General features: G+C 71.1%; 24 protein-coding genes. 11 read left to right on the top strand and 13 right to left on the bottom strand.

The window, feature by feature from the left end:
• Window positions 1-5: 5 nt before the first annotated feature.
• Genes BLU02_RS13425 through BLU02_RS13410 form a run of 4 tightly spaced genes read right to left on the bottom strand, consistent with a single transcriptional unit; the run spans window position 6 to window position 3,395 of the window.
• The gene (locus BLU02_RS13425; RefSeq protein WP_082750067.1) at window positions 6-1,157 is read right to left on the bottom strand and encodes an AMP-binding protein; all 1,152 of its coding nucleotides are present in this window, start codon (window positions 1,155-1,157) and stop codon (window positions 6-8) included.
• Between the two features lie 15 nt (window positions 1,158-1,172).
• On the bottom strand, window positions 1,173-2,093 hold the full coding sequence (locus tag BLU02_RS13420) for a 1,4-dihydroxy-2-naphthoyl-CoA synthase (RefSeq protein WP_060922345.1): 921 nt from the start codon (window positions 2,091-2,093) through the stop codon (window positions 1,173-1,175).
• 5 nt (window positions 2,094-2,098) lie between these two features.
• Complete coding sequence (locus BLU02_RS13415; RefSeq protein WP_060922346.1) at window positions 2,099-3,061, bottom strand: permease prefix domain 1-containing protein; 963 nt, start codon at window positions 3,059-3,061, stop codon at window positions 2,099-2,101.
• A 1-nt stretch (window position 3,062) separates the two neighbouring features.
• Window positions 3,063-3,395 carry a PadR family transcriptional regulator gene (locus tag BLU02_RS13410; protein ID WP_060922352.1) on the bottom strand — a complete coding sequence of 111 codons (333 nt, stop codon included), beginning with the start codon at window positions 3,393-3,395 and terminating at the stop codon, window positions 3,063-3,065.
• An 89-nt stretch (window positions 3,396-3,484) separates the two neighbouring features.
• Here BLU02_RS13410 and BLU02_RS13405 point away from each other — a divergent pair, with 89 nt between their 5' ends.
• Window positions 3,485-4,471, top strand: a complete 987-nt coding sequence (locus BLU02_RS13405) for an o-succinylbenzoate synthase (protein ID WP_060922347.1) — start codon at window positions 3,485-3,487, stop codon at window positions 4,469-4,471.
• Here the strand turns inward: BLU02_RS13405 and BLU02_RS13400 are convergent.
• Window positions 4,468-5,094 carry a TetR/AcrR family transcriptional regulator gene (locus tag BLU02_RS13400; protein WP_060922348.1) on the bottom strand — a complete coding sequence of 209 codons (627 nt, stop codon included), beginning with the start codon at window positions 5,092-5,094 and terminating at the stop codon, window positions 4,468-4,470. The two genes, BLU02_RS13405 and BLU02_RS13400, sit on opposite strands and share 4 nt — an antisense overlap.
• Before the next feature lie 129 nt (window positions 5,095-5,223).
• On the opposite strand from BLU02_RS13400, the gene BLU02_RS13395 reads away from it, so the two are divergent.
• From BLU02_RS13395 to BLU02_RS13385, 3 genes are all read left to right on the top strand, one after another.
• On the top strand, window positions 5,224-8,010 hold the full coding sequence (locus BLU02_RS13395; protein ID WP_083371010.1) for an MMPL family transporter: 2,787 nt from the start codon (window positions 5,224-5,226) through the stop codon (window positions 8,008-8,010).
• On the top strand, window positions 8,007-9,974 hold the full coding sequence (locus tag BLU02_RS13390) for a YhgE/Pip family protein (RefSeq protein WP_083371009.1): 1,968 nt from the start codon (window positions 8,007-8,009) through the stop codon (window positions 9,972-9,974). The genes BLU02_RS13395 and BLU02_RS13390 overlap by 4 nt, the downstream gene beginning before the upstream one ends.
• 123 nt (window positions 9,975-10,097) lie before the next feature.
• The gene (locus BLU02_RS13385; protein WP_231919578.1) at window positions 10,098-10,688 is read left to right on the top strand and encodes a 2'-5' RNA ligase family protein; all 591 of its coding nucleotides are present in this window, start codon (window positions 10,098-10,100) and stop codon (window positions 10,686-10,688) included.
• Window positions 10,689-10,794: 106 nt separating this feature from the next.
• Here BLU02_RS13385 and ccsB read toward each other — a convergent pair whose 3' ends face one another.
• The 5 genes from ccsB to BLU02_RS13360 are packed head-to-tail and all read right to left on the bottom strand — an operon-like array spanning window position 10,795 to window position 15,480.
• Window positions 10,795-11,778, bottom strand: coding sequence for a c-type cytochrome biogenesis protein CcsB (ccsB, locus tag BLU02_RS13380; protein ID WP_060921718.1), 984 nt, complete (start codon window positions 11,776-11,778; stop codon window positions 10,795-10,797).
• Window positions 11,779-11,787: 9 nt separating this feature from the next.
• Window positions 11,788-13,569 carry a cytochrome c biogenesis protein ResB gene (resB, locus tag BLU02_RS13375; RefSeq protein WP_060921717.1) on the bottom strand — a complete coding sequence of 594 codons (1,782 nt, stop codon included), beginning with the start codon at window positions 13,567-13,569 and terminating at the stop codon, window positions 11,788-11,790.
• A gap of 16 nt (window positions 13,570-13,585) precedes the next feature.
• Window positions 13,586-14,353, bottom strand: coding sequence for a cytochrome c biogenesis CcdA family protein (locus BLU02_RS13370; protein ID WP_060921716.1), 768 nt, complete (start codon window positions 14,351-14,353; stop codon window positions 13,586-13,588).
• Between the two features lie 16 nt (window positions 14,354-14,369).
• The gene (locus BLU02_RS13365) at window positions 14,370-15,020 is read right to left on the bottom strand and encodes a TlpA family protein disulfide reductase (RefSeq protein ID WP_082749996.1); all 651 of its coding nucleotides are present in this window, start codon (window positions 15,018-15,020) and stop codon (window positions 14,370-14,372) included.
• 55 nt (window positions 15,021-15,075) lie between these two features.
• On the bottom strand, window positions 15,076-15,480 hold the full coding sequence (locus tag BLU02_RS13360; protein ID WP_060921714.1) for a MerR family transcriptional regulator: 405 nt from the start codon (window positions 15,478-15,480) through the stop codon (window positions 15,076-15,078).
• A gap of 55 nt (window positions 15,481-15,535) precedes the next feature.
• Here BLU02_RS13360 and BLU02_RS13355 point away from each other — a divergent pair, with 55 nt between their 5' ends.
• Entirely contained in the window at window positions 15,536-16,429 is an 894-nt protein-coding gene (locus tag BLU02_RS13355; RefSeq protein ID WP_060921713.1) for an NAD(P)/FAD-dependent oxidoreductase, read from the top strand.
• A 66-nt stretch (window positions 16,430-16,495) separates the two neighbouring features.
• Here the strand turns inward: BLU02_RS13355 and BLU02_RS13350 are convergent, their stop codons facing one another.
• The gene (locus tag BLU02_RS13350; RefSeq protein ID WP_060921712.1) at window positions 16,496-17,137 is read right to left on the bottom strand and encodes a histidine phosphatase family protein; all 642 of its coding nucleotides are present in this window, start codon (window positions 17,135-17,137) and stop codon (window positions 16,496-16,498) included.
• A gap of 1 nt (window position 17,138) precedes the next feature.
• The gene (locus BLU02_RS13345) at window positions 17,139-17,528 is read right to left on the bottom strand and encodes a DUF5684 domain-containing protein (RefSeq protein WP_025104449.1); all 390 of its coding nucleotides are present in this window, start codon (window positions 17,526-17,528) and stop codon (window positions 17,139-17,141) included.
• A 132-nt stretch (window positions 17,529-17,660) separates the two neighbouring features.
• Here BLU02_RS13345 and aspS point away from each other — a divergent pair, with 132 nt between their 5' ends.
• Window positions 17,661-19,439, top strand: a complete 1,779-nt coding sequence (gene aspS / locus BLU02_RS13340; protein ID WP_060921711.1) for an aspartate--tRNA ligase — start codon at window positions 17,661-17,663, stop codon at window positions 19,437-19,439.
• A 114-nt stretch (window positions 19,440-19,553) separates the two neighbouring features.
• On the opposite strand, the gene BLU02_RS13335 is transcribed toward aspS, so the two are convergent.
• Complete coding sequence (locus BLU02_RS13335; RefSeq protein ID WP_060921721.1) at window positions 19,554-20,327, bottom strand: sulfite exporter TauE/SafE family protein; 774 nt, start codon at window positions 20,325-20,327, stop codon at window positions 19,554-19,556.
• Between the two features lie 105 nt (window positions 20,328-20,432).
• Here BLU02_RS13335 and BLU02_RS13330 point away from each other — a divergent pair, with 105 nt between their 5' ends.
• The 5 genes from BLU02_RS13330 to BLU02_RS13310 all read left to right on the top strand — a co-directional run bounded on the left by BLU02_RS13330 (window position 20,433) and on the right by BLU02_RS13310 (window position 25,034).
• Entirely contained in the window at window positions 20,433-20,948 is a 516-nt protein-coding gene (locus BLU02_RS13330; RefSeq protein WP_060921720.1) for a GNAT family N-acetyltransferase, read from the top strand.
• 135 nt (window positions 20,949-21,083) lie between these two features.
• The gene (locus BLU02_RS13325; RefSeq protein WP_060921710.1) at window positions 21,084-22,223 is read left to right on the top strand and encodes an ABC transporter substrate-binding protein; all 1,140 of its coding nucleotides are present in this window, start codon (window positions 21,084-21,086) and stop codon (window positions 22,221-22,223) included.
• Entirely contained in the window at window positions 22,220-23,158 is a 939-nt protein-coding gene (locus tag BLU02_RS13320; protein ID WP_082749997.1) for an ABC transporter permease, read from the top strand. The genes BLU02_RS13325 and BLU02_RS13320 overlap by 4 nt, the downstream gene beginning before the upstream one ends.
• Window positions 23,155-23,946 (top strand): ABC transporter permease, encoded by a 792-nt coding sequence (locus tag BLU02_RS13315; protein ID WP_060921708.1) that lies wholly within the window; start codon window positions 23,155-23,157, stop codon window positions 23,944-23,946. The genes BLU02_RS13320 and BLU02_RS13315 overlap by 4 nt, the downstream gene beginning before the upstream one ends.
• Window positions 23,943-25,034, top strand: coding sequence for an ABC transporter ATP-binding protein (locus BLU02_RS13310; protein ID WP_060921707.1), 1,092 nt, complete (start codon window positions 23,943-23,945; stop codon window positions 25,032-25,034). Before BLU02_RS13315 ends, BLU02_RS13310 begins: the two co-directional genes overlap by 4 nt.
• The last annotated feature ends 79 nt before the right edge of the window (window positions 25,035-25,113 follow it).

The following is a 25,113-nucleotide window of genomic DNA, read 5'->3' as shown; positions in this document are numbered from 1 at the left end:
ACGGGCTAGAGGGAGGCGACCATGCGGCGGATCGCCTCGCGGTCGGGTTTGCCGGAGGAGAGGACGTCGAGTTCGTCCACGAGGATCAGGCGGGACGGACGGGCGTGGGCGCCGATCTCGCCGGCCACCGCCTCCCTGGCCTGGGCGAGCTGCTCGGACTCGCTGCGCCGCAGGGCCTCCCCGCGCGCCGCGACGATGACCGAGGCCTCCCCCCAGCGGTCATCCGACACCCCCACGACCACGGCCTGATGCAGCCCGGGGACCGAGCGGACGATGCGCTCCACCCGGTCGAGCGAGATGTTGATGCCACCCGACACGATCACGTTGTCCGCGCGACCGTGCACGCGCACCACGCCGTCCTCGAGGAGCCCGAGGTCGCCGGTGCGGTACCAGCGGATGCCGTGCTCGTCCCTGACGAACGTGCGCGCGGTCAGTGCCGGGTCGCCCAGATAGCCCTCCGCGAGCATGGGGCCGGCGATCCGCAGCTCGCCGTCGACCGCCCGGACGTTCACGGTGTCGAGCGGGACGCCGTCGTACACGCAGCCGCCGCTGGTCTCCGTCGAGCCGTAGGTCCGCACGAGACGCACTCCGAGGTCGGCCGCCCGCTCCCGCAGCGGCTCTGGCAGCGCCTGGCCCCCGACGAGGATGGCTTCGTAGGCTTGCAGCGCCGCGAGCACCCCCGGCTCGGTACTCGCGTCGAGCAGCGTCGCGATCTGCGCCGGGACGAGGGAGGTGTAGAGGGCGGGGAGGACGCCCGCGGTCGTGACGTGCCGCATGCTCCGCGTGGCCTCGGCGAACGCCCGCGGGGTGAACCGCCCCTCGATCCGGGTCGGCTCCGTGCCCGCGAGGATCGACCGCACCATCACCTGCAGCCCCGCGACGTAGCCGGCCGGGAGAGCGAGCAGCCAGCGACCGCTGCCGATCCGTGCGGCGGTGGCCTCCGCACTCGCCCGCAGGGCCTCGCCGCTCAGCGCCACCCGCTTCGGGACGCCGCTGGATCCGGAGGTCGCGATGACCGCGGCGATGCCGTCGTCCACCTCCGCCGGGGCGTCGGCGAGCATGCCGAAGCCGAGAGCCGGTCCCGCGTCGAGAGCTCGGAGCAGCGCCTCCCGCAGGAGCCCGGTGTCTTCGGCGTCGGTCGGGATGAGGGCGGTCACGATCGTCCCTCCGGCTCAGTAGTGCCAGGGGAACGAGGACCAGTCGGGGGCGCGCTTCTCGAGGAACGAATCCCGCCCCTCCACCGCCTCGTCGGTGCCGTAGGCGAGACGCGTGGCCTCGCCGGCGAACACCTGCTGCCCTACGAGCCCGTCATCGACGGCGTTGAAGGCGAACTTCAGCATCCGGATCGCGGTCGGCGACTTCGTCAGCACGGTGCGCGCCATCTTCAGCGCCTCACGCTCGAGCTCGGCGTGCGGCACGACGCGGTTCACGGCGCCCGCCTCGTAGGCCCGCTGCGCCGAGTACTCCTCGGCGAGGAAGAACACCTCCCGCGCGAACTTCTGCCCCGTCTGCCGGGCCATGTAGGCGGAGCCGTACCCGGCATCGAAGCTGCCGACGTCGGCGTCCGTCTGCTTGAAGCGCGCGTGCTCGGCCGACGCGATGGTCAGGTCGCACACCACGTGCAGCGAGTGCCCGCCGCCGGCCGCCCACCCGGGGATCACGGCGATGACGACCTTCGGCATGAACCGGATGAGCCGCTGCACCTCGAGGATGTGCAGCCGCCCGACAGCGGGGGCGGCTCCTTCCCCCTGGGTTGCTGAGCCTGTCGAAGCATACTTGTACCCGTCCCGGCCGCGGATGCGCTGATCACCGCCGGAGCAGAACGCCCAGCCGCCGTCCTTCGGGCTCGGTCCGTTGCCGGTCAGCAGCACCGCCCCGATACGCGCGTCCTGTCGCGCGATGTCGAGCGCCCGGTAGAGCTCGTCGACCGTGTGCGGGCGGAAGGCGTTGCGCACCTCGGGTCGGTGGAAGGCGATGCGGGCGACCCCGCCGTCGCGGCTCACGTGCGCCGTGATGTCGGTGTAGTGCTCGGCGCCGGGCGCCAGCTCCCACTCGGCGGGATCGAACAGGTCGGAGACGAAGGCATCGGTCACGATCTTCAGCCTATTCCCCGGGCACGCGCCGTCTTCATCCACCCGTCGACGATGTCCCAGGCCGGGAAGGCCACGAGGCAGACGCCGGTGATCACCGTGAGCACGCGCATCGTGTCGGCATCCACCCCGTTGTCCGTGAACACGAACTCGAGGAAGGCCGGGTTGAGGAGCTCGCCCTGCAGGAGCAGGGTGAGGGCCCACACGGCGAAGCCGACGGCGAGGACGGTGTTCACGACGGCCGCGGCGACGGTCCACCGCCGACGCGCGTACACGGCGACGGCCAGGACGGCCTCCGCGATCATGAGCGCGAGGAGGATGCCGATGCCCACCGGCCAGAGCGCGGGCGCCAGGATCGGGATGGGGTCGCCGCCGGTCGGGAAGAATCCGAGCGTCGCGTCCCACACGATCGCGCCGATGCCGGCGAGGAGGAACACGAGCGAGGCGATCACGTCGGCGCGGGCGGCCCCGTGCTCCGTCGGCTCGGGAAGCTGGTCCACGTTCCAGCGCACGCCGGTGTCGGCGCCGGTGCGCTCCAGCACGACGAAGACGAGCGTGACCCAGAAGCACAGGTGCACGATCACCGACAGCGTGACCGAGACGACCGCGCCGATCACCTCTCCGGGTCCGCCGCCGTTGATCAGCTGCCCGATCGCGACGCCCACCGCGGCGAACGGCGGCACGATGAACAGGAGCAGCTTCAGCAGCCGCCACCAGGTGAGGTAGTAGCGCGGACCGATGAGGTGGAGCGGTCGGTCGGCGTATCCGGCGGCGAGGATGCCCGGGTCGCCGAGGTCGGTGAGGACGGCGCGCTCCGCCTCCTCCGGGCTCTCGCCCTGTTCCCGCCGCGCGTCGACGGCGTCGGCGATGGCCGCTTCGAGTTCAGCACGGACCTCGCCCTGCGCCTCCGGCGCGAGGCTGCGGATCGTGGCGCTGATGTAGCGCTCGGTGAGCGTGCTCGTGGGGGTCATGTCAGTTCTCCTCGGGGGTGAGGGAGGCGATCGCGGCGGTCAGCGCGCGCCACTCGTCGGTGAGGGTGTCGGCGAGCCGGGCTCCGGCTTCCGAGGTGCGGTAGAACTTGCGAGGCCGGGCCTCGTCGGTGTTCCACTCGCTCGTGAGGTACTCCTGCTTCTCCAGACGACGGAGCAGCGGGTAGAGCGTGTTCGCATCGGTGGCGAAGCCCCGACTCTCGAGCTGCTCGAGCAGCGCATACCCGTACTCCGGCGTGCGCAGCAGCTGCAGGCAGGCGAGCACCACGGTGCCGCGGCGCAGTTCCTGCAGATGCGTGTCGAGCGATTCGTTCATGCCGACCACATTAGTGTGCGTCACACACCATTGTCAATGGCACAGATACGTGCCACATCCTGTCGAGGGTCGTGGCGCACAATGGGGTCATGATCCCCGCCGTCACGGAGCTCCTCGATTCCGCCCGCGTCGTCGCCCTGCCGATGCAGACCCGCTTCCGCGGCGTCGACACCCGCGAGGCCCTGCTGTTCGAAGGGCCGGAGGGCTGGGCCGAGTTCTCCCCGTTCGTCGAGTACGACGACGCCGAGGCCGCGACCTGGCTGGCGGCCGCGATCGACTACGCGTACGCCCCCCAACCCGCACCGCTGCGCGACCGCGTCGGCGTCAACGCCACCGTGCCCGCCGTCGACGCCACCCGCGTGCCCGAGGTCCTCGGGCGTTTCGCCGGATGCCGGACCGCGAAGGTCAAGGTCGCCGAGCCGGGACAGGTACTGGCGGACGACGTCGCCCGGCTCCGCGCTGTCCGGGAGACGCTCGGGCCGGAGGGCCGCATCCGGATCGACGCGAACGGCCTCTGGAACGTCGATGAGGCCGAGCACGCCGTGCACGCCCTCGCCGTCTTCGACCTGGAGTACATCGAGCAGCCCTGCGCCTCCGTGCCCGAGCTCGTCGAGCTGCGCCGGCGCATCGCCTACATGGGGATCCCGGTCGCCGCGGACGAGAGCATCCGGAAGTCCGGCGACCCCCTCGCCGTCGCCCGCGCGGGCGCGGCGGACATCGTCGTCATCAAGGCGCAGCCCCTGGGCGGCCTGACCCATGCCCTGCAGATCGTCACCGCGGCCGGCCTTCCCGCGGTCGTCTCCAGCGCCCTGGACACCGCGATCGGCCTGTCGCAGGGGGCCGCGCTGGCCGCCGCGCTCCCCACCCTCGACTACGACTGCGGTCTGGGCACGGCCTCCCTGTTCCAGGACGACGTCGCCGACCTCCGCCCCGTGGACGGCGCGATCCCGGTGGGACGCCTGTCCCCCGACCCGGCAGCGCTCACCCGGCTCGCCGCCGCGGACGAGCGTCGGGAATGGTGGCTGGCCCGACTGGCCCGCTGCCACCACGAGCTGCTCGCAGCCCGCAGCGCCTAGGACTCGACGAGGAGTTCCACGAGCCGCCCCAGCTCCTCGCCGCCGGAGTGCCGCAGGGCCGCGTCGTCACGACCGGCCATCGCACCGCGGACGGTCATGCCCTCCCAGAGGATCATGAGCATGCGCGCCGCATCGGTGGCCGGCAGCCGGAGGCGCAGCGTCCCCGCTGCCTCCACGATGTCCTCCACGATGCGCGCGATGCTCGCCACCATCTCGCGCTCCTGGGCGAGGTAGGCCTCGCCGAACTGCGGATCACGCAGGGCGCGGATGCGGATCTCGCTCATGAGCATCACGCCCAGGCGGTCGTCGCTGCCGAGCTCCATGATCTGCTGGACGAGATCCTTCGGGTCGCAGTCGTCGGCGAGCTCGCCGTCCGCCCGCATCTGCTCCACGCGAGTCCGCACGGCTGCCACCCTCGCGTCGGCAACCCCGGCCGCGAGGGTCAGGAACAGCTCGTCCTTCGACTCGAAGTTCGAGTAGAACGCCCCGCGCGTGAAGCCGGCGCGCTCGCAGACCGCCTCGACCGAGGCCCCGTCCAGGCCGACCTCGGCGAACACCTGCGCGGCGGCCTCCAGCAGACGCGCTTTCGTGTTCTCCCGGCTGCGGGTGGCGGGTGACGACATCGGAACCTCCTGGCCTTCCCTCTCGACGATTCACACCCGGTGCACAGACTCCGGATGGCGGATGACCTTACGATACATCTATGTATCGGATACACCTGTGTATCCACCCGGCACCCCACGGAGATTCGCGTGTCCACACTCCTCTCGTCCCTCGGACGCTGGTCCTTCCGTCACCCGTGGCGCGTCCTCGTCTCCTGGCTCCTCGCCCTCGGCATCGCCGGAGCCGGAGCCGTGGTCCTCGGCGCCGGCACCGACAACACGTTCTCCATCCCCGGGACCGAGTCCCAGGCCGGCCTCGAGCAGCTCTCCCGCTCCTTCCCGCAGGTGAGCGGCACGAATGCGCAGTTCATCGTCGTGGCCGCCGACGGCGACGAGATCACCGATGACGAGTACCGCGAGCCGATCGAGGATGCCGTGTCGGAGCTCGGCGACCTCGACGAGGTCCTCGCCGCCACCTCGCCGTACGACGAGATGGTCAACGGCATGATCAACGACGACGGCACGGCGGCCATCGTGCGCCTGCAGTTCGACGGTGAGTCCACCGACGTCTCCGAGGAGACCAAGGACGCCCTGCGCTCCACCGTCGACGAGCTCGCGGCAGAGCTCCCCGACGGTGCGCAGGCCTCTCTCGGCGGCGACCTCTTCGCGATCTCGATCCCCGGCGTCACCCTCACCGAGGCGGTGGGCCTGCTCATCGCGCTCCTCGTGCTCATCGTCACGTTCCGGTCGTTCGTGGTCGCCGGACTCCCCCTGCTCACCGCGATCCTCGGTGTCGGCATCTCCATGGCCGGGATCTTCACGGCGACCGCCTTCGCGACCGTCTCCTCCACCACGCCGCTGCTCGCCCTGATGCTCGGACTCGCGGTGGGGATCGACTACGCGCTCTTCATCGTCGCGCGCCACCAGGACCAGGTCCGGGACGGCGTGGAACCCGAGGAGTCGGCCGCACGGGCCGTGGGCACGGCCGGGTCGGCGGTCGTCTTCGCCGGCGTCACCGTGCTCATCGCGCTGATCGGCCTGGGCTTCGCGGGCATCCCGTTCCTCACCACCATGGGCGTCGCGGCGTCCGTGGCCGTCGCGGTCGCCGTGGCGATCGCGGTGACACTGACCCCGGCCCTGCTCGGATTCCTCAAGGGCCGCGTGGCCGGACGACCGAAGCGCGCGAAGGCCCCGAAGAAGGCGCCCGCGAAGGACGCCGTCACGAAGCCCCGCGGCAGCCGTCGGTGGGTGGAGGGCGTGACGAAGCACCCCGTCCTCGTCTCCCTCGCGGTCGTCCTCGGCCTCGGCATCGTCGCCGTCCCCGCTCTCAGCCTCGACCTCGCCCTGCCGAACGCCGGCGTCTTGCCGAAGGACTCCGAGGCGCGACAGAACTACGACCTCGTCGGCGAGCAGTTCGGCCCCGGGTTCAACGGCCCCCTCATCCTCACCGGCACCATCGTCACCTCCACCGATCCGCTCGGTCTCATGGAGGACCTCGGAGACGCAGTGGCCGAGGTTCCCGGCGTGAAGGAGGTCGCCCTCGCGACGCCGAACGAGACCGCCGACACCGGCATCGTCCAGATCATCCCGGAGACGGCTCCCGACGACCCCGCGACGGCCGATCTCGTGCGCGAGCTCCGCAGCCACCACGACGAGTGGCTGGACGAGTTCGGCATCGACCTCAAGGTCACCGGTTTCACCGCCGTCGGCATCGACATCTCGGATCAGCTCGGGGCGGCTCTGCTGCCGTTCGGGATCTTCGTGATCGGTCTCTCGCTGATCCTCCTCACCATCGTGTTCCGCTCCCTCTGGGTGCCGATCACCGCCGCGGCGGGCTACCTGCTGTCGATCGTCGCCGCCTTCGGCGTCGTCGGGGCGGTCTTCGAGTGGGGCTGGTTCGCCGACCTCCTGCACGTCGCGAAGGTCGGCCCGATCATCAGCTTCATGCCGATCATCCTCATGGGCGTGCTCTTCGGCCTGGCGATGGACTACCAGGTGTTCCTCGTGTCGCGGATGCGCGAGGACTTCGTGCACGATCCCGACCTCCGCGAGGGTGCGGGATCGGTGAACCGCGCCACCCGACGGGCCGCAGCTCTGCGCGCGGTACGGAGCGGGTTCACCGGTTCGGCGAAGGTCGTCACGGCGGCCGGCCTCATCATGTTCGCGGTGTTCGTCGCCTTCGTGCCGGAGGGCGACTCCTCCCTCAAGCCCATCGCCCTCGGACTCGCCGCCGGCATCGCCTTCGACGCCTTCCTCGTGCGCATGACGCTGATCCCGGCGCTCATGGCGATCCTCGGGGAGCGCGCGTGGGAGATCCCGTCGTGGCTCGAGCGGATCCTCCCCCGGGTGGACATCGAGGGTGAGGCGGTGGAACGCGAACGGCACCTCGAGGCGTGGCCGAGCGACGGGTCGCTCGTCGCGGCCGATGACCTGGAGCTCGGCGCGGGCGCCGCGGCGACGGAGGGACTGTCGCTGCGGCTCGCACCCGGCGCGGCCCTGGTCGCGAGCGGCGCGGACGCCGGGACGCTGCGGGCCCTCGCGCTCACCGTCGGCGCCCGCATCGCTCCGGCCGACGGACGCCTCCGCGTCGCCGGGCACCTGCTCCCCGGTCGGGCGGCCTGGGTCCGTTCCCACGTGGGCTGCGTGCTCCCGGGTGACGACGCCCCGGTGCTCGCCGACCTCCGCGAAGCCCTCCGCGGCCGTTCCGAGCTCGTGGTGATCGACGGCGCGGACCGGCTCCGCGGCGGCGAGCGCGACCAGGTCGCCGCGATGCTGCGCGACGCGAGGTCGCGCCGAGAGCTCGCCGTCTTCGCCACGGCCGCCGACCCCGACGCGGCCCGCTCCCTCCTCGCGGATGCCGGATGGCCGTCCGCCGACGTACTCGACACGCGCGCGCCCCGCCCGAGCGCCGCAGAAACGACCGAGGTGCCCGCATGACCCTCCCCCTCGAGCGTGCCCGCTCACGCAAGCCCATCACCTGGCTCACCGTCCTCGGCGTTCTGCTGCTGCCGGCCGCGATCGGCGGCATCCTCATGGCCGCGCTCTACAACCCGACCGAGCGTCTCGACTCCATGACCGCGGCGATCGTGAACCTCGACGAACCCGTCGAGATCGACGGCCAGACCGCTCCCCTCGGGCGACAGCTCGCGTCCGGCCTCGTCGAGGGCTCGGACGATCTCGACTCGAACCTCACGTGGGTCATCTCCAACGAGGAGGACGCCGCCGACGGGCTCGCCGACGGCACCTACCAGGCCGTCATCACGATCCCCGAGGACTTCTCGGCCGCGGCGACCTCCGCGGGTCAGGCGGTCGCGGACGGCGGCGGGGACGCGGAGCAGGCGACGATCCAGGTGACGACGCCCGACGACGGCCTCGTGGCGGACGACCTCATCACCGGGCAGATCGCCGACGTGGCGGCCTCGACGCTCGGCACCACCCTGTCCGAGGCCACGACCGAGAACATCCTCGTCGGCTTCACCACCATCGGCGACCAGATCGGCGATGCGGCGGACGGGGCCCTGGAGCTGGCGCAGGGTGCCCGTGACGCGGCGACCGGCGCCGCGGCCCTCCCGGAGGGCGCGACGCAGCTCGCCGCGGGTGCCGGAGAGCTGGGCAGCGGGGCCTCGACGCTCGCGTCCGGCCTCGACACGATCGCGGGGCAGACGCGGCAGGCGGCGACCGGCGCAGGGACGATCGGCGCGGGACTCACCTCCGCGGCGACTGAGCTGCAGGGCCGGGTCGCCGGCGTCCAGAAGCTCACCGGTAGCATCCAGTCGGCGGGCGCGTCGGCGAAGTCGGCCGCGACGGACTCGGCCACGGTCGCACAGGGTCTCGGGACGATGGCGGCCACGGCGTGCGCCGCCGACCCGGACTCGGCGGAGTGCGGGCAGCTCTCCGACCTCGCCGCGAAGGCGGCGGCAGCGGCGAAGTCGGCGGGGACCGCCTCCGGCATCCTCAACAGCCCCCAGGTCGCGGGTGGAATCGCCGCGCTTCCCGCGTCCTTCTCCACGCTCGCCACCCAGCTCGGCGAGGCGGGCGCCGGGGCGACCGAGCTCGCCGGCGGGCTCAACCGCCTCGCGACAGAGGGCGTGGATCAGTCGGCCGCGGGAGCGCGGGCGCTGTCGTCGGGCGCGACGCAGCTCGCCGACGGCGCGACCCAGCTCGCCGACGGCAGCACGGAGCTCGCCACCGGTCTCGACACCCTCGCGACCGGCACCGGCGATCTCGCTGGCGGACTGCGCACCGCGGCCGACTCCCTCCCGTCCTTCAGCGACGAGGAGTCGACGTCGCTGGCGTCGGTGATCGCCGACCCCGTGGCGACCGACTCCTCGATGGGCTCGCTCTTCGGCCCCACCGCGATCCCGCTGCTCACCGCGGTGGTGCTGTGGTTCGGCGGTCTCGCGTCCTTCCTCGTGCTCCGTGCCCACACGGCGCGCACCCTCACCTCACGACGCTCCTCCGCCTCCCTCACCCTCCGCGCGTTCTGGCCGGCCGCAGCGATCGGCGCGGCACAGGGTCTGCTCGTCTCGCTCATCGTGCAGATCGTGGCCGACTACGACCTCGCGGAGTGGTGGGCGTTCGCGGGGACCGCCGTCCTCGCCGGGGTGGTGTTCGCCGCGGTGAACCAGGCCCTCGTCGCGGTGTTCGGCGGCGTCGGACGCTGGATCGCCGCACTGATCGGGGTCATCGCCGTGGCGACGGGACTCATCTCGACCGTGCCCGACTGGCTCGCGAGCATCGGGGCCGCCCTCCCGACCGCACCGGCCTTCGCGGGTCTCGTGGAGGCGAGCGGGGCCGCCGTCGCCGCCCTCGTCGTCTGGGGCGTGCTCTCGCTCGTCGCCACGACGGTGGTCGTCGCGGTCCGCCGCACGACCACGGCGCGCGCCGTCGTCACCGCCTGACCCCGGGCACAACTTCGGAGATCACGCACGACACGCCGCCGGACAGCCCGCTCCGGCGGCGTGTCGGGTCCGATCTCCGAGACTGTGCCCGGACACGACGGCGATACCCCGTACCCTCGTGCCATGCGCCGACCGTTCATGGACACTCCGGACCAGCTCGCGGGCCTCGACGGGCAGCAGTATCTCGTCCTCCGGCCGACGGGTGCCGTCGCCGTGGAATACCGGGCGATCCAGGAGGCTGCGCTCGGTCGTCTGGACACGCCGCTGCGGCATCCGCACACGGAGCACGTGACGCTTCGAGGCTTCTTCGAGCCGGAGCGTCGGGAGGAGCTGCGAGCCGTGATCCGCGCCTGGGCTACGGAACAGAGTCCTCTCGAGCTCACCGCCGACGCCGTGGACGTCTTCCCCGCGCCGTGGCAGATCGTGATCCTGCGCCTCGCCCGCACGCCCGCCCTCGTGCACGCATACGCCTCACTGACGGAGGTGCTCCGGCCGACGGACTTCCGTCGCCTCGACGAGCTCTCCGTCGAGGACTGGACCTTCCACCTCTCGGTGCTCTACGGCAAGACGCTGGATCCCGAGACATGGCAGCAGCTCGCCGCCACCCAGGTCCGTCCGCTCTCACCCGTCCCGACGGAGGTCGTCACCGAGGCCGAGTTCGTCTGGTACGAGGGCGGCGTCGAGCACGCCGAGGTCATCCCGCTCGGCGGCTGAGCCCTGCTCCGGCAGGCACGACGTCGGAGATGGCGGACGACACGCCATGACCGAGCCCCGCCCGGCGGCGTGTCCCTCGCGACCTCCGAAGCTGTGCTCGGCGGGCTCAGCTCAGGCCGGAGTAGGCGTGCAGGCCCTTGAAGAAGACGTTGACGATGGTGAAGTTGAAGATCACGGCGGTGAAGCCGACGATCGAGAGCCAGGCCGAGGGGTTGCCGCGCCAGCCGCGCGTCGCCCTGGCGTGGATGTACCCGGCGTAGAGCACCCAGATCACGAAGGTCCAGGTCTCCTTCACGTCGAAGCCCCAGAAGCGGCTCCACGCGTAGTACGCCCAGATGGACCCGGCGATGAGCGTGAAGGTCCAGAGGATGAAGCCGATGATCGTGAACAGGTACGCCAGGCTCTCCAGCCGCTCCGCCGGCGGGAAGGTCCGCAGGAAGCCGGGGCCGGTCTTCGCCGCCCCCTCGCCGAGCAGCCGCTCGCGTCGCGCCTGCATGAGCTGGATCACCGAGAGCGCGAAGGCGAGGGCGAAGAACGCGGTCGCGAGCGAGGCGACGAACACGTGGATGATGAGCCACACGCTCTTCAGCGGGTCCATCAGCGGCGAGACCTCGACGTAGAAGTTCGTCGCGCCGAGACCCAGGAGGACCACCACGAGGCCCGTGATGAAGGTGCCGAGGAAGCGCAGGTCGAGGCGGGTGAGCACCGCCAGGTAGACCGCGATGATGAGCAGCGTCCCCACCATCGCGAACTCGTACAGGTTCGCCCAGGGCACCCGTCCCGCGGCGATACCGCGGGTGAGGGTCGCCGCGAGGTGGAACACGAAGCCGAGCACGGTGAGCGAGGTGCCGATGCGGGCCATGACGAACCGCTGCGGCGCCGCCGTCGGGGCTCCGGTCGCATCGAGCGGAGCGGAGACGGCACCACCGGAACGACCGGCGGCCACGAGCTCACCCTCACGGACGGTGTGGGCGTCGGCGGTCGCCTGCGAGCGACGCGCGAGATCGAAGGCATAGGCCACGAAGGCCGCCGCGTAGATCGCGATCGCCGTCCAGAGCAGGACCGGCGAGATCACGTTGAGCTCGAGCATGGTGTCAGTCTACTTTCCGGGTGCCGGGGCCGCGGGGTCCGCGGCGGCGTCCGCGGCGTCCTCGTCGGCGTCTTCAGGGGTGCGGGCGATCGTGCCGCCCGCGGCGTCGAGCAGCCGGGCGTGACCGGCGCGGAGGTCGTCCACGGCGCGGGCGAGCGTGGGGTCCTCCCCTCGGGCCAGGGCCGCGTACTCGAGGTCGACGGCGCCCTCCGCCGCGGTGGCCTTCACCCACACGCGCCGACGCGGCACGAACAGGGCGAGCATGAGGCCGCCGAGCGCCAGCAGTGCGAACCCGAGCACGAACACCCCGGACTCGTCGCGGTGGATCTGCAGGGAGGCGAAGCGCTTGACGGACTCCGAGGAGTCGGTGGCGCTCTCCGGCGACTCGTCGTCGAAGGTGACCGAGCCCAGGCCGTTCGGCAGCTGCGCGGTCTCACCCGGTGACAGCTCGATCGACTCGACGTCGGTGCTGCGTCCGGTGAGCTTGGTCATGTCGGAGGTGTCGAGCACGTACACCGAGCGCGGCACGCCGTCGTTGATCCCGAGGTCGCCCGTGTACACGTCGAGCGTGAGTGTCGGGTTGGTGAGGTCGGGGTAGGCGGAGAAGAAGGCGCCCGTGTCGAGCACGCCGGTGGTCGGGTAGAAGAAGCCGACGAGGCCCACCTGCTCGGCCAGGCCGTCCGGCACCTTGAGCACGCCGAGCGAGGTCATGTTGTTGTCCTGCGGGAGGAACGGCGTGCTGTTGTGGAACACCACGTTGCCCTCGGGGTCGCGCACGGTGACCGTCGGGGCGTACCCGTTGCCGAGCAGGAACACGTCGTCGTCGGCCACGCCCAGCGGCTCGTTGACCTTGACGGCGCCCTCGCGCTCCTCGCCGTTCTCCTGGATGGTCATGTTCGCGGAGAAGTTCCCGGCCTGGCCGGAGCCGGGCTCACCGAACGGCTGATACGTGACGTCGAAGGAGTCCAGCCGCATCGAGTACGGCGCGAAGGAGTCGTCGGCCACGAAGCGCCCGCGGTTCATGGAGTCGTAGTCGAGCAGCGTATTGGCGAAGGTCTCCCCCTCGACGAGCACGCGCTGGCCCGTGTACGCGAAGCCGCCGCCGACGCCGATCGTCACGAGCACACCGACGAGGGCGAGGTGGAAGAGCAGGTTGCCCGTCTCCCGCCAGTAGCCGCGCTCGGCCGACACCGAGTACGTGTGCTCGCGGTCGTAGCGCTCCACGCGGTAGCCGAGTGCCTTGAGCTGCTTCGTGGCGACGTCGATCGAGGCGGCGGCCTCCGCGGCGGCGTCCCCCGTGCGCGTGCCGGAGTCGGCGACGGTGTCGCGGGTGACGGCGCGGTAGTCCTCCAGACGTCGCAGCCGCGCGGGTGTGCGCGGCGGGCGGGCCTGCAACGCCTTGGCGTGGTGCTTGATGCGCGGGATCACGCAGCCGACGAGCGAGGTGAACAGCAGCAGGTAGATCGCCGAGAACCAGGGCGACAGGTACACGTCGAAGAGCTTGAGCCCGTCGAGCACCGGGAACAGATCGGGGTTGTCGCGCTCCCACTGCGTCACGCCGTTCGGGTCGGCCATCCGCTGCGGGAAGATCGATCCGGGGATCGCCGCGATCGCCAGGACGAGCAGCAGGACGAGCGCCGTGCGCATCGAGGTGAGCTGACGCCACCCCCACCGCAGCCAGCCGACGAAGCCGAGCCGCGGCTGGGTGATGGTGTCGTCGCCGTCGACGTGGTCGGACGGGCGGAGCGGATCGCTGGAGTCGTTGGTCACGGCACTCTTGTTCTTCGTCATGGTCGTCTCGGAGCGGTCAGAGCGGGAGGATGACACTGCCGATCACCGCCGTCAGCCGCGACATGATGTCGGTCCACAGGCCGGTGACCATCAGGACACCGAGGAGGATCAGCAGCACGCCGCCGAGGATGTTCACGACCCGGATGTGGCGGCGCAGGAACCCGATGGCCTTGGTCGCCCAGCCGAAGCCGAGGGCCACGAGCAGGAACGGGATGCCGAGGCCGAGGGAGTACGCGAGGCCCAGGAAGCCCGCACGGACGGGGTCGCCGGCGTTGAAGGAGAGCGCGAGGATGGCGGCGAGCGTGGGACCCATGCAGGGCGCCCAGCCGATGCCGAGCGCGACGCCGAGGAGCGGGGCACCGACCATGCCGGCCTTCGAGTCGACGTGGAAGCGGAGCTCCTTCTGCGCGAACCCGAAGAGCCCGAGGAAGACCAGGCCCATCGCGATGATGACGACGCCGAGGATGCGGGTGATGAGGTCGCCCCACTGCAGCAGGAACACGCCGGCGGTGCCGCCGAGCACCGTGTAGAGGATGAAGACCACGGTGAAGCCGAGGATGAACAGCAGCACGCCGAGGACGAGGCGGCTGCGCGTCGCCGTCTGCGTGGTACCGCCGCCGGTCGTCGAGGTGTTCCGCGGCGTGACGGCTCCCCCGAGGAAGCCGAGGTACCCCGGAACGAGCGGGAGCACGCACGGCGAGAGGAACGAGACGAGTCCGGCGAGCATCGCCACCGGGACCGCGATCCAGAGGGCTCCGGATCCGATGATCGCGTCGGGGTTCACGACGACCTCGCGGACATCAGGAGTCCTCCGCCAGCGCGTCCTTGACGAGCGTGGAGAGCACGGAGGTGCCGTCGATCGGACCGATGATCTTCGCGGCGACGCGGCCCTGCTTGTCGAGCACGAGCGTGGTGGGGGTGGCCGAGATCGGCACGACCTTCGCGAAGGCGAGCTTGGCCTGCGCGGTGTCCACGTCGATGAGGCTCGGGTAGGTGATCCCGAACTCGTCGGCGAACGCGACAGCCGTGTCCGCCTGGTCGCGCGTGTTGATGCCGATGAACTGCACGTCCGCGTCCTGGTGCTCCTGCCAGACGGCCTCCAGGTCGGGGGCCTCGACGCGGCACGGGGCGCAGCCGGCGTACCAGAAGTTCACGACCGCGACCTTCCCGGCGATGTCGGCGCTGTCGAAGTCCTCGCCGTGCTCGGTGACCCCGGCGAACTCGACCGGCTCGCCGCGTTCGGCGACGGGGATCTCGACGATCGCGCCGTCGGCCGCGACATAGCCGGTGTTCTCGCCGTTCAGGAACGACTCGCTCACGGCGTCGGGAGCGCAGGCGCTCAGACCGACGGCGAGCACCGCAGCGAGCGCGGCTCCGCCCAGGCGGCCGAGGGGCCGAAGACGGGAGGGGCGGCCGTTGCGGATCGGGTGAATCCTGGAAGCGCGGGACACGTCTCCGAGTTTACGCAGAGCTTCCTATGCATCGGCCGGGTACCCCCGGGGGGAGTCAGAAGCGCGCGAGCACGTCGTCCACCCCGGCGCGGAACCGCGGACAGGTCGCGATGTCGTGCGCCCGGCACCCCATGGCGTGCTCGGTCATCTCCCGCGATCGCCGCATCTCCTCCATCCGCCGGTCGAGGTCGTCGAGATGTTGCTGCAGCACCTGATGCCGCCCGGCGCTGCCGTCGTCGAGGAGCACGGCGATCTGGTCGAGGCTCATCCCGGCGGCCTTGCTGCGCTGGATGACGGCGATGCGTACGACTTCGTCCTCGCCGTACCGTCGCCGGCCCGCCGGGTCGCGGGGCGGCCGCAGCAGTCCGACCGTCTCCCAGTGCCGCAGGACGTTCGTCGGCAGGTCGAACCGCGCGGCGACCTCGCCGACGGACCAGGGGTGCGGGTCGCTTGACTTCATGTTGACATGAAGTCACAGACTGGTGCCGAACGCAAGACGCGAGAAGGGAACCCCCATGTACGACGCGATCGTGATCGGTGCCGGCCCCGCCGGACTCCAGGCGGCGCTCACCCTCGGACGGATGCACCGGCCCGTGCTCCTGCTGGACTCCGGCGAGTACCGCAACGGCACCGTGCGGCACATGCACAACATGATCGGCGCCGATGGGAAGGCCCCGGCGGACCTCCGCGCCCAGGCCCGCACGGAGCTCGCGGCCTATGCGGACGTCGAGGTGCGCGACGCCGCGGCGCAGCGGATCTCGGGCGACGCGGGGACGGGCTTCACGGTGAGCTTCGCCGACGGATCGGCGGCCGACGCCCGACGGGTGATCCTGGCGACCGGCGTCGCGGACGACCTCCCGCCGGTGCCTGGTCTCGCCGAGCTCTGGGGCGTCCGGGTCTTCAGCTGCCCGTTCTGCGACGGACACGAGCACGCCGGGAAGCCGATCGCGATCCTCGGGGCGGCTCCCCGGGCGGCCCATCTGATCGGGTTGCTCGGCCGTATCGTCGGCGAGATCACGGTGGTCCCGGTGGGAGAGCCGTTCGCCGCGGAGGACCGTACCGCGCTGGAGGAGCTCGGGGTGCGGGTGGCCTCCGCTCCGGTCGAGGCTGTCGCCGCAGACGGAGACGGGGTGCGGGTGCGCAGCGCAGAGGGCGACCTCGGCGTCGCGGGGGTGTTCGTGGCCTCCGGCACGATGCGGCACCGGGCGCCCTTCGCCGCGGACCTCGGGCTCCGGCTCCTGGAGTCGGGGTCCATCGAGATCGACGAGTTCGGGAGGACGTCGCTTCCGGGGGTCTTCGCCGCGGGCGACCTCGCCCATCGCGCGACCCTCCCCGGCCCGATGGCCTCGGTCCTCCTCGCCGCCGCCGCGGGACAGCTCGCCGCGGTGGGGGTGCTCCAGTCCCTCTGACTTCGAATCGCCCGATTGGTCCCATCTCCGGGCCGGATGGGGCCATTCAGGCGATTCGAACGGGGATCAGACAGCCCCGACGTCGACAGCACCGCCGGTCGCGGCGGGCTCGGCGTACGAGACCTCGCGCCAGACGTCGCCCACGCGTTCGAACGAGGTCACACTCGACAGGGCGCAACGGCGGGTCCGCGGATCGTGCTGCAGCGGGAGGCCGGCGACGCGGAGGTGCGTGATCCAGATCGGCGCCTGATGCGACACCATGACGATGTCCCCCGCGGTCGGGATCTCGGCGGCGGCCGTCCACGCCTCGTCCATCACGCCGAGCATGCGCTCCGCGATCGAGGCGTACGGCTCCCCCCAGCTCGGCAGCGACGGCTGACGCAGGTGCCACCAGTTCATCGGGTTCATGAGCGACCGCCGCATCCGGGTGCCCTCGAACACGTTCGTCGGCTCGATCAGGCGGATGTCCGTCTCGGGCTCGAGGTCGAACACCTCCGTGAACGGGGCGGCCGACTCCTGCGCACGCTCCAGCGGCGACGCGAACAGGGCGGTCACCGGATCGCCGAGCCCCGCCACGTGCTCCGCCGCCGCCTGGGCCATCTCCTCCCCTGCGGTGCTGAGGTGATAGTCGGGCAACCGTCCGTAGAGCACGCGGGACGGGTTGTGCACCTCACCGTGGCGAACGAGGTGCAGAAGTGATGCCGCCACGTCAGACCTCGCGGTACCGGGAGTCGCCGAACCCGAGGATCAGATAGCCGATGTAGGGGAACAGGAACAGCAGGAAGAACGAGAACACCCCGCCCTTGCCGAAGCGCGCGCCGAGCTTGAACGCGACGATGACCCCGAGGATGAAGTTCGCGATCGGCACGAGGTAGAGCAGGGCGAACCAGCCCGACATCCCGGCGATCTTCACGAGGAACACGACGTTGACGATCGGGATGATCGCGAGGATGCCGGGGTATCCCGCCTTCGTGAAGACCTTCCACAGTCCGACCACGACGAGGATGTAGAAGATGAGGGCGATGAGTCCCGTCGTGCCGGAGAAGATCGCGCCGAACAGGTCGGGAAGGCCGTTGCCGTCCGAGATGGAGAGGTGCATGGGGGTCCGCCTTTCGTCGTGGCGATCCTACTGAGGTGCCGCTGCTCCGCGCTGGCGACCCGGCCGGGAAGGGCCGGGACGCCCGCGTAGACTGGGCGGGTTCATCTTTCCCCGGATCAGGAGGAATCCTCCGTGCTGCGCACCCACTCCGCAGGCTCCCTGCGCGCCGAGAACATCGGTCAGACCGTCACCCTCACCGGGTGGGTCGATCGTCGTCGTGACCACGGAGGCGTCGCTTTCATCGATCTGCGGGACGCGTCGGGCATCGCCCAGGTCGTCATCCGCGACGAGGAGATCGCCCACCCGCTGCGCAACGAGTTCGTCCTCAAGGTCACCGGCGAGGTGTCGCGGCGCCCCGAGGGCAACGCGAACCCGAACCTCCCCTCCGGCGAGATCGAGGTCATCGCGGCCGACGTCGAGGTGCTGAACGAGTCGGCCCCGCTGCCGTTCCAGGTCTCGACCGCACTGGCCGACACCGAGACCGTCGGCGAGGAGGCGCGCCTGAAGTATCGCTACCTCGACCTCCGCCGCCCGGCCGCCGCCTCCGCGCTGCGCCTGCGGTCCGACGTCTACAAGGCGATCCGGGACGTGCTGCACGCCGAGGACTTCACCGAGGTCGAGACCCCGACCCTCACCCGTTCCACGCCGGAGGGCGCCCGCGACTTCGTCGTCCCGGCCCGTCTGCACCCGGGCAGCTGGTACGCCCTGCCCCAGTCGCCGCAGCTCTTCAAGCAGCTGCTCATGGTCGGCGGTGTGGAGAAGTACTTCCAGATCGCCCGCTGCTACCGCGACGAGGACTTCCGCGCCGACCGTCAGCCCGAGTTCACGCAGCTCGACATCGAGATGAGCTTCGTCGACCAGGAGGACGTGATCGCCCTCATGGAGTCGCTCATCGTGGCGATGTGGAAGACGATCGGCGTGGAGGTGCAGACCCCGCTGCCGCGGATGACCTACGCCGACGCCATGGCGAAGTACGGCTCCGACAAGCCCGACCTCCGCTTCGGACTCGAGCTCGTCGAGGCGACCGAGTACTTCAAGGACACCCCGTTCCGCGTGTTCCAGGCCGAGTACGTCGGTGCGGTGCGCATGCCCGGCGGTGCGAGCCAGCCGCGCAAGCAGCTCGACGCCTGGCAGGACTGGGCCAAGCAGCGCGGCGCGCGCGGTCTCGCCTACGTGCTGTTCAACGAGGACGGCACCCTGGGCGGCCCCGCCGCCAAGAACCTGTCCGAGGCCGAGCAGGCGGGCCTGGCGGAGTTCGTCGGCGCCGAGCCGGGCGACTGCGTGTTCTTCGCCGCCGGTGCCACCAAGGAGAGCCGGGCGCTGCTCGGTGCCGCACGGGTCGAGATCGGCCGCCGCCTCGGGTACCTGAACCCGGACGAGTTCGCCTTCACCTGGGTCGTCGACGCCCCCATGTTCGAGCCGGCCGCCGACGCGGTGGCCTCCGGTGACGTCGCGGTGGGCGCGGGTGCGTGGACGGCCGTGCACCACGCGTTCACGGGTCCGAAGCCCGAGTTCGAGGACACGTTCGACACCGACCCCGGCTCGGCCCTCGCCTACGCGTACGACATCGTGTGCAACGGCTCGGAGCTCGGCGGCGGGTCCATCCGCATCCACCGCGAGGACATCCAGAAGCGGGTCTTCGAGGTCATGGGCATCAGCGACGAGGTCGCGCAGGAGCAGTTCGGCTTCCTCCTCGACGCGTTCAAGTTCGGCGCTCCCCCGCACGGCGGCATCGCGCTGGGCATGGACCGCGTGCTCCAGCACCTGACGAAGACCGAGTCGATCCGCGACGTCATCGCCTTCCCGAAGTCCGGGAACGGTTTCGATCCCCTCACCTCCGCTCCCGCGCCGATCACCCCCGAGCAGCGCGCCGAGGCCGGTGTGGACTTCACCCCCGAGGACGAGGCCTGACCCGCCGAGACCCCGTCTTTCCGCCGAGACCCCGGGACACTGCCGCTGGCAGCCCGGGGTCTCGTCGCGTACCCGGGGCCTCGGCGAAGAGAGAAAGGGGAGGAAGAAGGGAAATCAGGCGAAGAGGGGGGCGAGGTTCTCGTTCCACACGTCGACGCCGAGCTTCGCGATGAGAGCCACCACGACGACGAGGAACACCACGCGGATGAACGTCGTGCCGCGGGAGATGGCCATCCGCGAGCCCAGGTAGCTGCCCCCGACGTTCGCGACCGCGAGGATGCCCCCGAGCAGCCACAGCACCGAGCCGTGCGGGATGAAGAGGAGCAGCGCCCCCGCGTTCGTCGCGAGATTCACGATCTTGGCCTTCGCGCTCGCCTGCAGGAAGTCGTAGCCCAGCAGCGCGACGAGGGTGATCACGAGGAAGGTGCCCGTCCCCGGACCGATCATCCCGTCGTAGAACCCGATACCGAGCCCGGCGAGCCCGGCCATGATGTGGTGCTTGTGCCCGTGGAAGCGCAGCTGCGTCGCCGCCCCGAGCTGCGGCCGGAGCGCCGTGAACAGGGCCACCGCCAGCAGGGCGATCACGATGATGGGCTTGAAGGCGGCCGGGGGCAGCACCGTGGCGACCGCCGCGCCCCCGAACGAGCCGATCAACGCGATCACCGCCATCGGCAGGGCCGTACGGAGGTCGGGCTTGGCCCGGCGGTAGTAGGTGATGCTGCTGGTCGCGGTCCCGAACACGGAGGCGAGCTTGTTCGTCGCGAGCGCCTGGACCGGGGCGATGCCGGGGATGAGGAGGAGCGCCGGGAGCTGCAGCAGCCCTCCGCCGCCGACGACCGCGTCGATCCACCCGGCGCTGAACGCCGCCACGATGATGAGGATCAGCATCCCCCAGGTGAGCTGCTCGAGTCCGAGGAGGCTGCCGATATCCACTCCGCCATGATTCCAGACCCGCGGGCGCCGTCCCGCATCCTCCGCTGGCAGACTGGGCTCATGCTCGCCGCTCTCCCGCTTCCGCATCCGTTCGCGTCGAGGAGCGGGGACGCCGTGCTCCGGCGGGCGACCGAGGCCGATGCCGACGCCGTCATCGCGCTGCTCGCCGACGATCCGATCAGCGCCGCCCGCGGCGACGTGGCGTCCGACGAGGACCGTCCGGCGTACGAGCGCGGCCTCCGCGAGATCCTGGCCGATCCCTCCAACGACCTCCTCGTGGTCGAGCTCGACGGCGCGGCGGTCGGCACCCTTCAGCTCACGTCGATCCCGGGCATGGCACGCCGCGGCGCCCGGCGGCTGCTCGTCGAAGCGGTCCGGGTGCGCAGCGACCTGCGCTCGTCCGGCATCGGCTCCGCGGTCATGCGCTGGGTCGGCGACGCGGCGGCGCCCGCGCTCGGTGCGGCCATGGTGCAGCTCACCTCCGACGCCGCCCGCACCGACGCCCACCGGTTCTACGAGCGCCTCGGCTACGTGGGCTCGCACCGCGGCTTCAAGTACACCGTCCCGCAGCGCTGAGTCCGCGGCGCACTCCCGCGCCACCCGCCCGACACCGACCGTTCACCGGAGCCGCTCCGCGTGGCCACCTCGGACTCGTAGTGTCCTCTCGCAACCCGACACCGGCTCACAGCGCCGGACACCGAGAGGACACTCATGGCACGCTCCATCCGCCGCGCACGCATCGGCGCCGGCATCGCCCTGGCCACCACGGCCGTCATCGCTCTGACCTCCTGCGCCTCCGCGACCGACGCCCCGGCCGCCGGTGACGACGCCGTGGACGCGGCGAGCGCGACCTCCGTCGCGGACTTCGGCTCCTTCGCCGACCTGGAGGCGGCCGCGAAGGAGGAGGGTCAGCTCAACGTCATCGCCCTCCCCCGCGACTGGGCGAACTACGGCGAGATCCTCGACCTGTTCGCGGAGAAGTACCCCGAGATCACCATCAACGAGGCCTCGCCCGACGTCTCCAGCGCCGAGGAGATCCAGGCCGCCGAGACGAACAAGGGCCTCGACACCGCCCCCGACGTCTTCGACCTCGGCCTCACCGTCGCCCTGCAGAACACCGATGCGTTCGCTCCGTACAAGGTCCAGACCTGGGACGACATCCCCGAGGAGCTGAAGGAGCCCTCCGGCCTCTTCGTCGGCGATTACGGCGGGTACATGTCGATCGGCTACGACTCCTCGAAGTTCGAGGCGCCGGCTGAGCTGTCCGACCTGCTCTCCGCCGACTACAAGGGTGCCGTCGCCATCAACGGCGACCCGACGCAGGCCGGCGCCGCCTTCGCCGCCGTGGGCCTGGCGACGGTGCAGTCGGACGGCACGCTCGACGACTTCCAGCCGGGCATCGACTTCTTCTCCGACCTGCAGAAGGCAGGGAACCTCCTCAAGGTCGACGTCACGACCGCGACCGTTGCCAGCGGCGAGACCCCCGTGGTCTTCGACTGGGACTACCTGAACGCGGCCCACACGGCCGACAACCCGGACTGGAAGGTCGTGGTCTTCGACGGCACCGGCTACGCGGGCTACTACAACCAGGCCATTAACGTCGACGCCCCGAACCCGGCCGCCGCGCGTCTGTGGCAGGAGTTCCTCTACAGCGACGAGGTGCAGAACCTGTGGCTGAAGGGCGGCGCCCGTCCGGTGCGCATGGAGGCGATGACCGAGGCCGGCACGATCGACGAGAAGCTCGCGGCCGCTCTCCCCGAGGCCCCGGAGGAGACCGTCGTGCCGACCGAGGAGCAGTCCGAGAACGCCGGCACGCTGCTCGGCGAGAAGTGGGCAGCGGCGGTCCAGTGACCACCGTCGTCGCACCGGGGGTGGACGCCGCGGCGTCCGCCCCCGGCACCACCGCCGGACCCGCGTCGCACACGCGGGCCCGGCGGTCGGTGCCATCCGTGGCGTGGCTGGGGCTCGTACCGTTCGCCGCCTACGTGCTGCTCTTCCTCGCCGTGCCGACCGTGCTCGCGATCGGCTCCGGGTTCTTCGACGGCGACGGTGCTTTCACCTGGACGAACGTCGCCGCCCTCGGCGACCCGGTGGTGCTCACGACCTTCGCGAACTCGGCGGGGCTGTCGCTGCTCACCGCGGCGGTCGGTGCGGTCGTGGGCGCCCTCGTCTCCTACGCTCTGCTCGGCATGAACCCGGACGGCGTCGTGCGCCGCTCCGTGGACGCGGCCGCCGGGGTCCTCGCGCAGTTCGGCGGCGTCATGCTCGCCTTCGCCTTCATCGCCACGATCGGCATCCAGGGCGTGGTCACGGTCTTCCTCCGCGACACGTTCGGCATCGACATCTTCGCCGAGGGCACGTGGCTGTACGAGCTTCCCGGCCTCATCCTCCCGTACATCTACTTCCAGGTGCCGCTCATGGTCATCACCTTCCTCCCCGCCCTCGCCGCCCTGAAGCCGCAGTGGGTCGAGGCGAACCTCGCCCTCGGGGGCAGCAGGACGAGCTTCTGGCTGCGGATCGGCCTCCCGGTGCTGGCGCCGTCGTTCCTCGCGAGCCTGCTGCTGCTCTTCGCGAACGCGTTCTCCTCGTACGCCACGGCCGCGGCGCTCGCGAGTCAGGGCTCGCAGATCGTCCCGCTGCAGATCCGCACGGCGCTCACGAGCGAGACCCTGCTCGGCCGGGAGAATCTCGCGGGCGCTCTCGCCCTCGGCATGATCGTCGTGGTCGGCGTCGTGATGGCGCTGTACTCGGTCATCCAGCGACGCGCCGCGCGGTGGCAGGCATGAACGGCCTCGCCCCGTCCCGCGCGACCCGTGCGGTGATCGGCATCGTGGTCGGCGCGTTCTTCGCTGTGCCTCTCGTGTCGACGTTCCTCTTCACGCTGCGCGGCACGGACGGCCTCTCCTTCGCGCACTGGGCCGCCCTCTTCGACCCCGCGGCGTCGGCGAGCCTCAAGCCCATCTGGACGGGGCTCGGCAACTCGCTGATCCTCGCAGTGGTGACCGTGGCGATCGTGCTGTTCCTCCTGGCCCCCACGATGATCCTCGTGAACCTGCGCTTCCCCAGACTGAAGGCGGCCTTCGAGTTCGTCGCGCTCCTCCCGATCTCGATCCCCGCGATCGTCCTCGTGGTGGGCCTCGCGCCGATCTACCTGCAGATCGGTCGCACCGTCGGCACCGGCACCTGGACCCTCGCCTTCGCCTACGGCGTCACCGTCCTCCCCTTCGCCTTCCGCTCGATCCAGGCATCCATCGATGCCGCCGATCTGCGCACGCTGTCCGAGGCAGCACGCTCGCTCGGGGCGGGGTGGACGACGGTCGTGCTCCGTGTCCTCGCGCCGAACCTCCGACAGGGCCTGCTCGCCGCCGCGCTGATCTCCATCGCGGTGGTGCTCGGGGAGTTCACGATCGCGTCCCTCCTCAACCGGCAGGTCTTCCAGACGGCGATGGTCGTGGTGCAGAAGCAGGACCCGTTCGCGCCCGCGATCTTCACGCTGCTCGCCCTGCTGTTCGTCTTCCTCCTGCTCCTGCTCATCGGCCGCGTCGCCCGCGGTCCGCGAAAGGCCCGCTCATGACCCTCGATCACGCGCTCCCGCGCACCAAGGACAACCTGCTGCTCGCCCAGGCCGGCGAGGGCACGCGGGTCGAGCTGCACGGCATCGTGAAGAGCTACGGCGGCACGAGGGTGCTGCACGGCGTCGACCTCGACATCGCTCCCGGGGAGTTCGTCTCGCTGCTCGGCCCGTCCGGCTGCGGGAAGACCACCCTGCTCCGCGTGCTCGCCGGACTCGAGGGCGCCGACGAGGGGACTGTCCTCCTCGGCGGCGGAGATGTCTCGCGGGTGCCGACCAACCGGCGCGACATCGGGATGGTGTTCCAGTCGTACTCGCTGTTCCCGCACCTCCGCGTCGTCGACAACACGGCCTTCGGGCTCCGTCGTCGGGGTGTCGGCAAGGGTGAGGCGGCGCGACGGGCCCTCGACGCGCTCGCCCTCGTGGGTCTGGCCGACCTGGCCGACCGTTTCCCGCATCAGCTCTCCGGCGGGCAGCAGCAGCGGGTGGCCCTGGCTCGCGCCCTCGTCACGGAGCCTCGGGTGCTGCTGCTCGACGAGCCGCTGTCGGCGCTCGACGCCAAGGTGCGCGTGCAGCTCCGCGACGAGATCCGGCGAATCCAGCTGCGGCTCGGCATCACGACCGTCTTCGTCACGCACGATCAGGAGGAGGCCCTCGCGGTGTCCGACCGGATCGCGGTCATGAACGCGGGTCGCATCGAGCAGATCGGCTCCCCGGAAGAGCTGTACACGACTCCCGCGACCGCCGAGGTCGCCGCATTCGTGGGCCTCTCCAGCGTCGTGTCCGGCGTCGCGGACGGCGAGCACGTCGTCGTGTGGGGGCAGCGTCTCCCCTTGCAGACCCCCGCCGACGGCCCCGTCGACGTATACCTCCGTCCGGAGAACGTCCGCTTCACCTCCGCGGAGGATGCCGCCACCGATGCGCTCGTGGAGGAGAGCACGTTCCTCGGCAGCATGCGGCGGACCCTCGTGCGCACGGAGTCGGGTGAGCTCGTCCGCGTGCAGCACGATCCCGCCGTGCACCCGTCGTTCGGCGACCGCGTCCGCATCGCGGTGACCCCCGCCCCGGTGGTCGCGCGTCCCCGCGGCTGATCGAGACCCCGGGTTCACGTCGAGACCCCCGGCTGCAGACGTCTGCAGCCGGGGGTCTCGGCGAATGCCCGGGGTCTCG

The sequence above is a fragment of the Microbacterium paraoxydans genome (assembly GCF_900105335.1).
In the GTDB taxonomy this organism is placed as follows: domain Bacteria; phylum Actinomycetota; class Actinomycetes; order Actinomycetales; family Microbacteriaceae; genus Microbacterium; species Microbacterium paraoxydans.
Note: the sequence above shows the minus strand (reverse complement) of the source record. Positions and strands in the feature narration are given on the sequence as shown.

What these genes read in the sequence shown, in the direction of transcription:
- BLU02_RS13360 (WP_060921714.1), bottom strand. Translation starts at nt 15,480, where the DNA reads ATGAAGTCAAGCGACCCGCACCCCTGGTCCGTCGGCGAGGTCGCCGCG.
- BLU02_RS13325 (WP_060921710.1), top strand. Translation starts at nt 21,084, where the DNA reads ATGGCACGCTCCATCCGCCGCGCACGCATCGGCGCCGGCATCGCCCTG.
- ccsB (WP_060921718.1), bottom strand. Translation starts at nt 11,778, where the DNA reads ATGCTCGAGCTCAACGTGATCTCGCCGGTCCTGCTCTGGACGGCGATC.
- BLU02_RS13335 (WP_060921721.1), bottom strand. Translation starts at nt 20,327, where the DNA reads ATGCTGATCCTCATCATCGTGGCGGCGTTCAGCGCCGGGTGGATCGAC.
- BLU02_RS13330 (WP_060921720.1), top strand. Translation starts at nt 20,433, where the DNA reads ATGCTCGCCGCTCTCCCGCTTCCGCATCCGTTCGCGTCGAGGAGCGGG.
- BLU02_RS13410 (WP_060922352.1), bottom strand. Translation starts at nt 3,395, where the DNA reads ATGAACGAATCGCTCGACACGCATCTGCAGGAACTGCGCCGCGGCACC.
- BLU02_RS13345 (WP_025104449.1), bottom strand. Translation starts at nt 17,528, where the DNA reads ATGCACCTCTCCATCTCGGACGGCAACGGCCTTCCCGACCTGTTCGGC.
- BLU02_RS13385 (WP_231919578.1), top strand. Translation starts at nt 10,098, where the DNA reads ATGCGCCGACCGTTCATGGACACTCCGGACCAGCTCGCGGGCCTCGAC.
- resB (WP_060921717.1), bottom strand. Translation starts at nt 13,569, where the DNA reads ATGACGAAGAACAAGAGTGCCGTGACCAACGACTCCAGCGATCCGCTC.
- BLU02_RS13315 (WP_060921708.1), top strand. Translation starts at nt 23,155, where the DNA reads ATGAACGGCCTCGCCCCGTCCCGCGCGACCCGTGCGGTGATCGGCATC.
- BLU02_RS13405 (WP_060922347.1), top strand. Translation starts at nt 3,485, where the DNA reads ATGATCCCCGCCGTCACGGAGCTCCTCGATTCCGCCCGCGTCGTCGCC.
- BLU02_RS13310 (WP_060921707.1), top strand. Translation starts at nt 23,943, where the DNA reads ATGACCCTCGATCACGCGCTCCCGCGCACCAAGGACAACCTGCTGCTC.
- BLU02_RS13400 (WP_060922348.1), bottom strand. Translation starts at nt 5,094, where the DNA reads ATGTCGTCACCCGCCACCCGCAGCCGGGAGAACACGAAAGCGCGTCTG.
- BLU02_RS13390 (WP_083371009.1), top strand. Translation starts at nt 8,007, where the DNA reads ATGACCCTCCCCCTCGAGCGTGCCCGCTCACGCAAGCCCATCACCTGG.
- BLU02_RS13415 (WP_060922346.1), bottom strand. Translation starts at nt 3,061, where the DNA reads ATGACCCCCACGAGCACGCTCACCGAGCGCTACATCAGCGCCACGATC.
- BLU02_RS13355 (WP_060921713.1), top strand. Translation starts at nt 15,536, where the DNA reads ATGTACGACGCGATCGTGATCGGTGCCGGCCCCGCCGGACTCCAGGCG.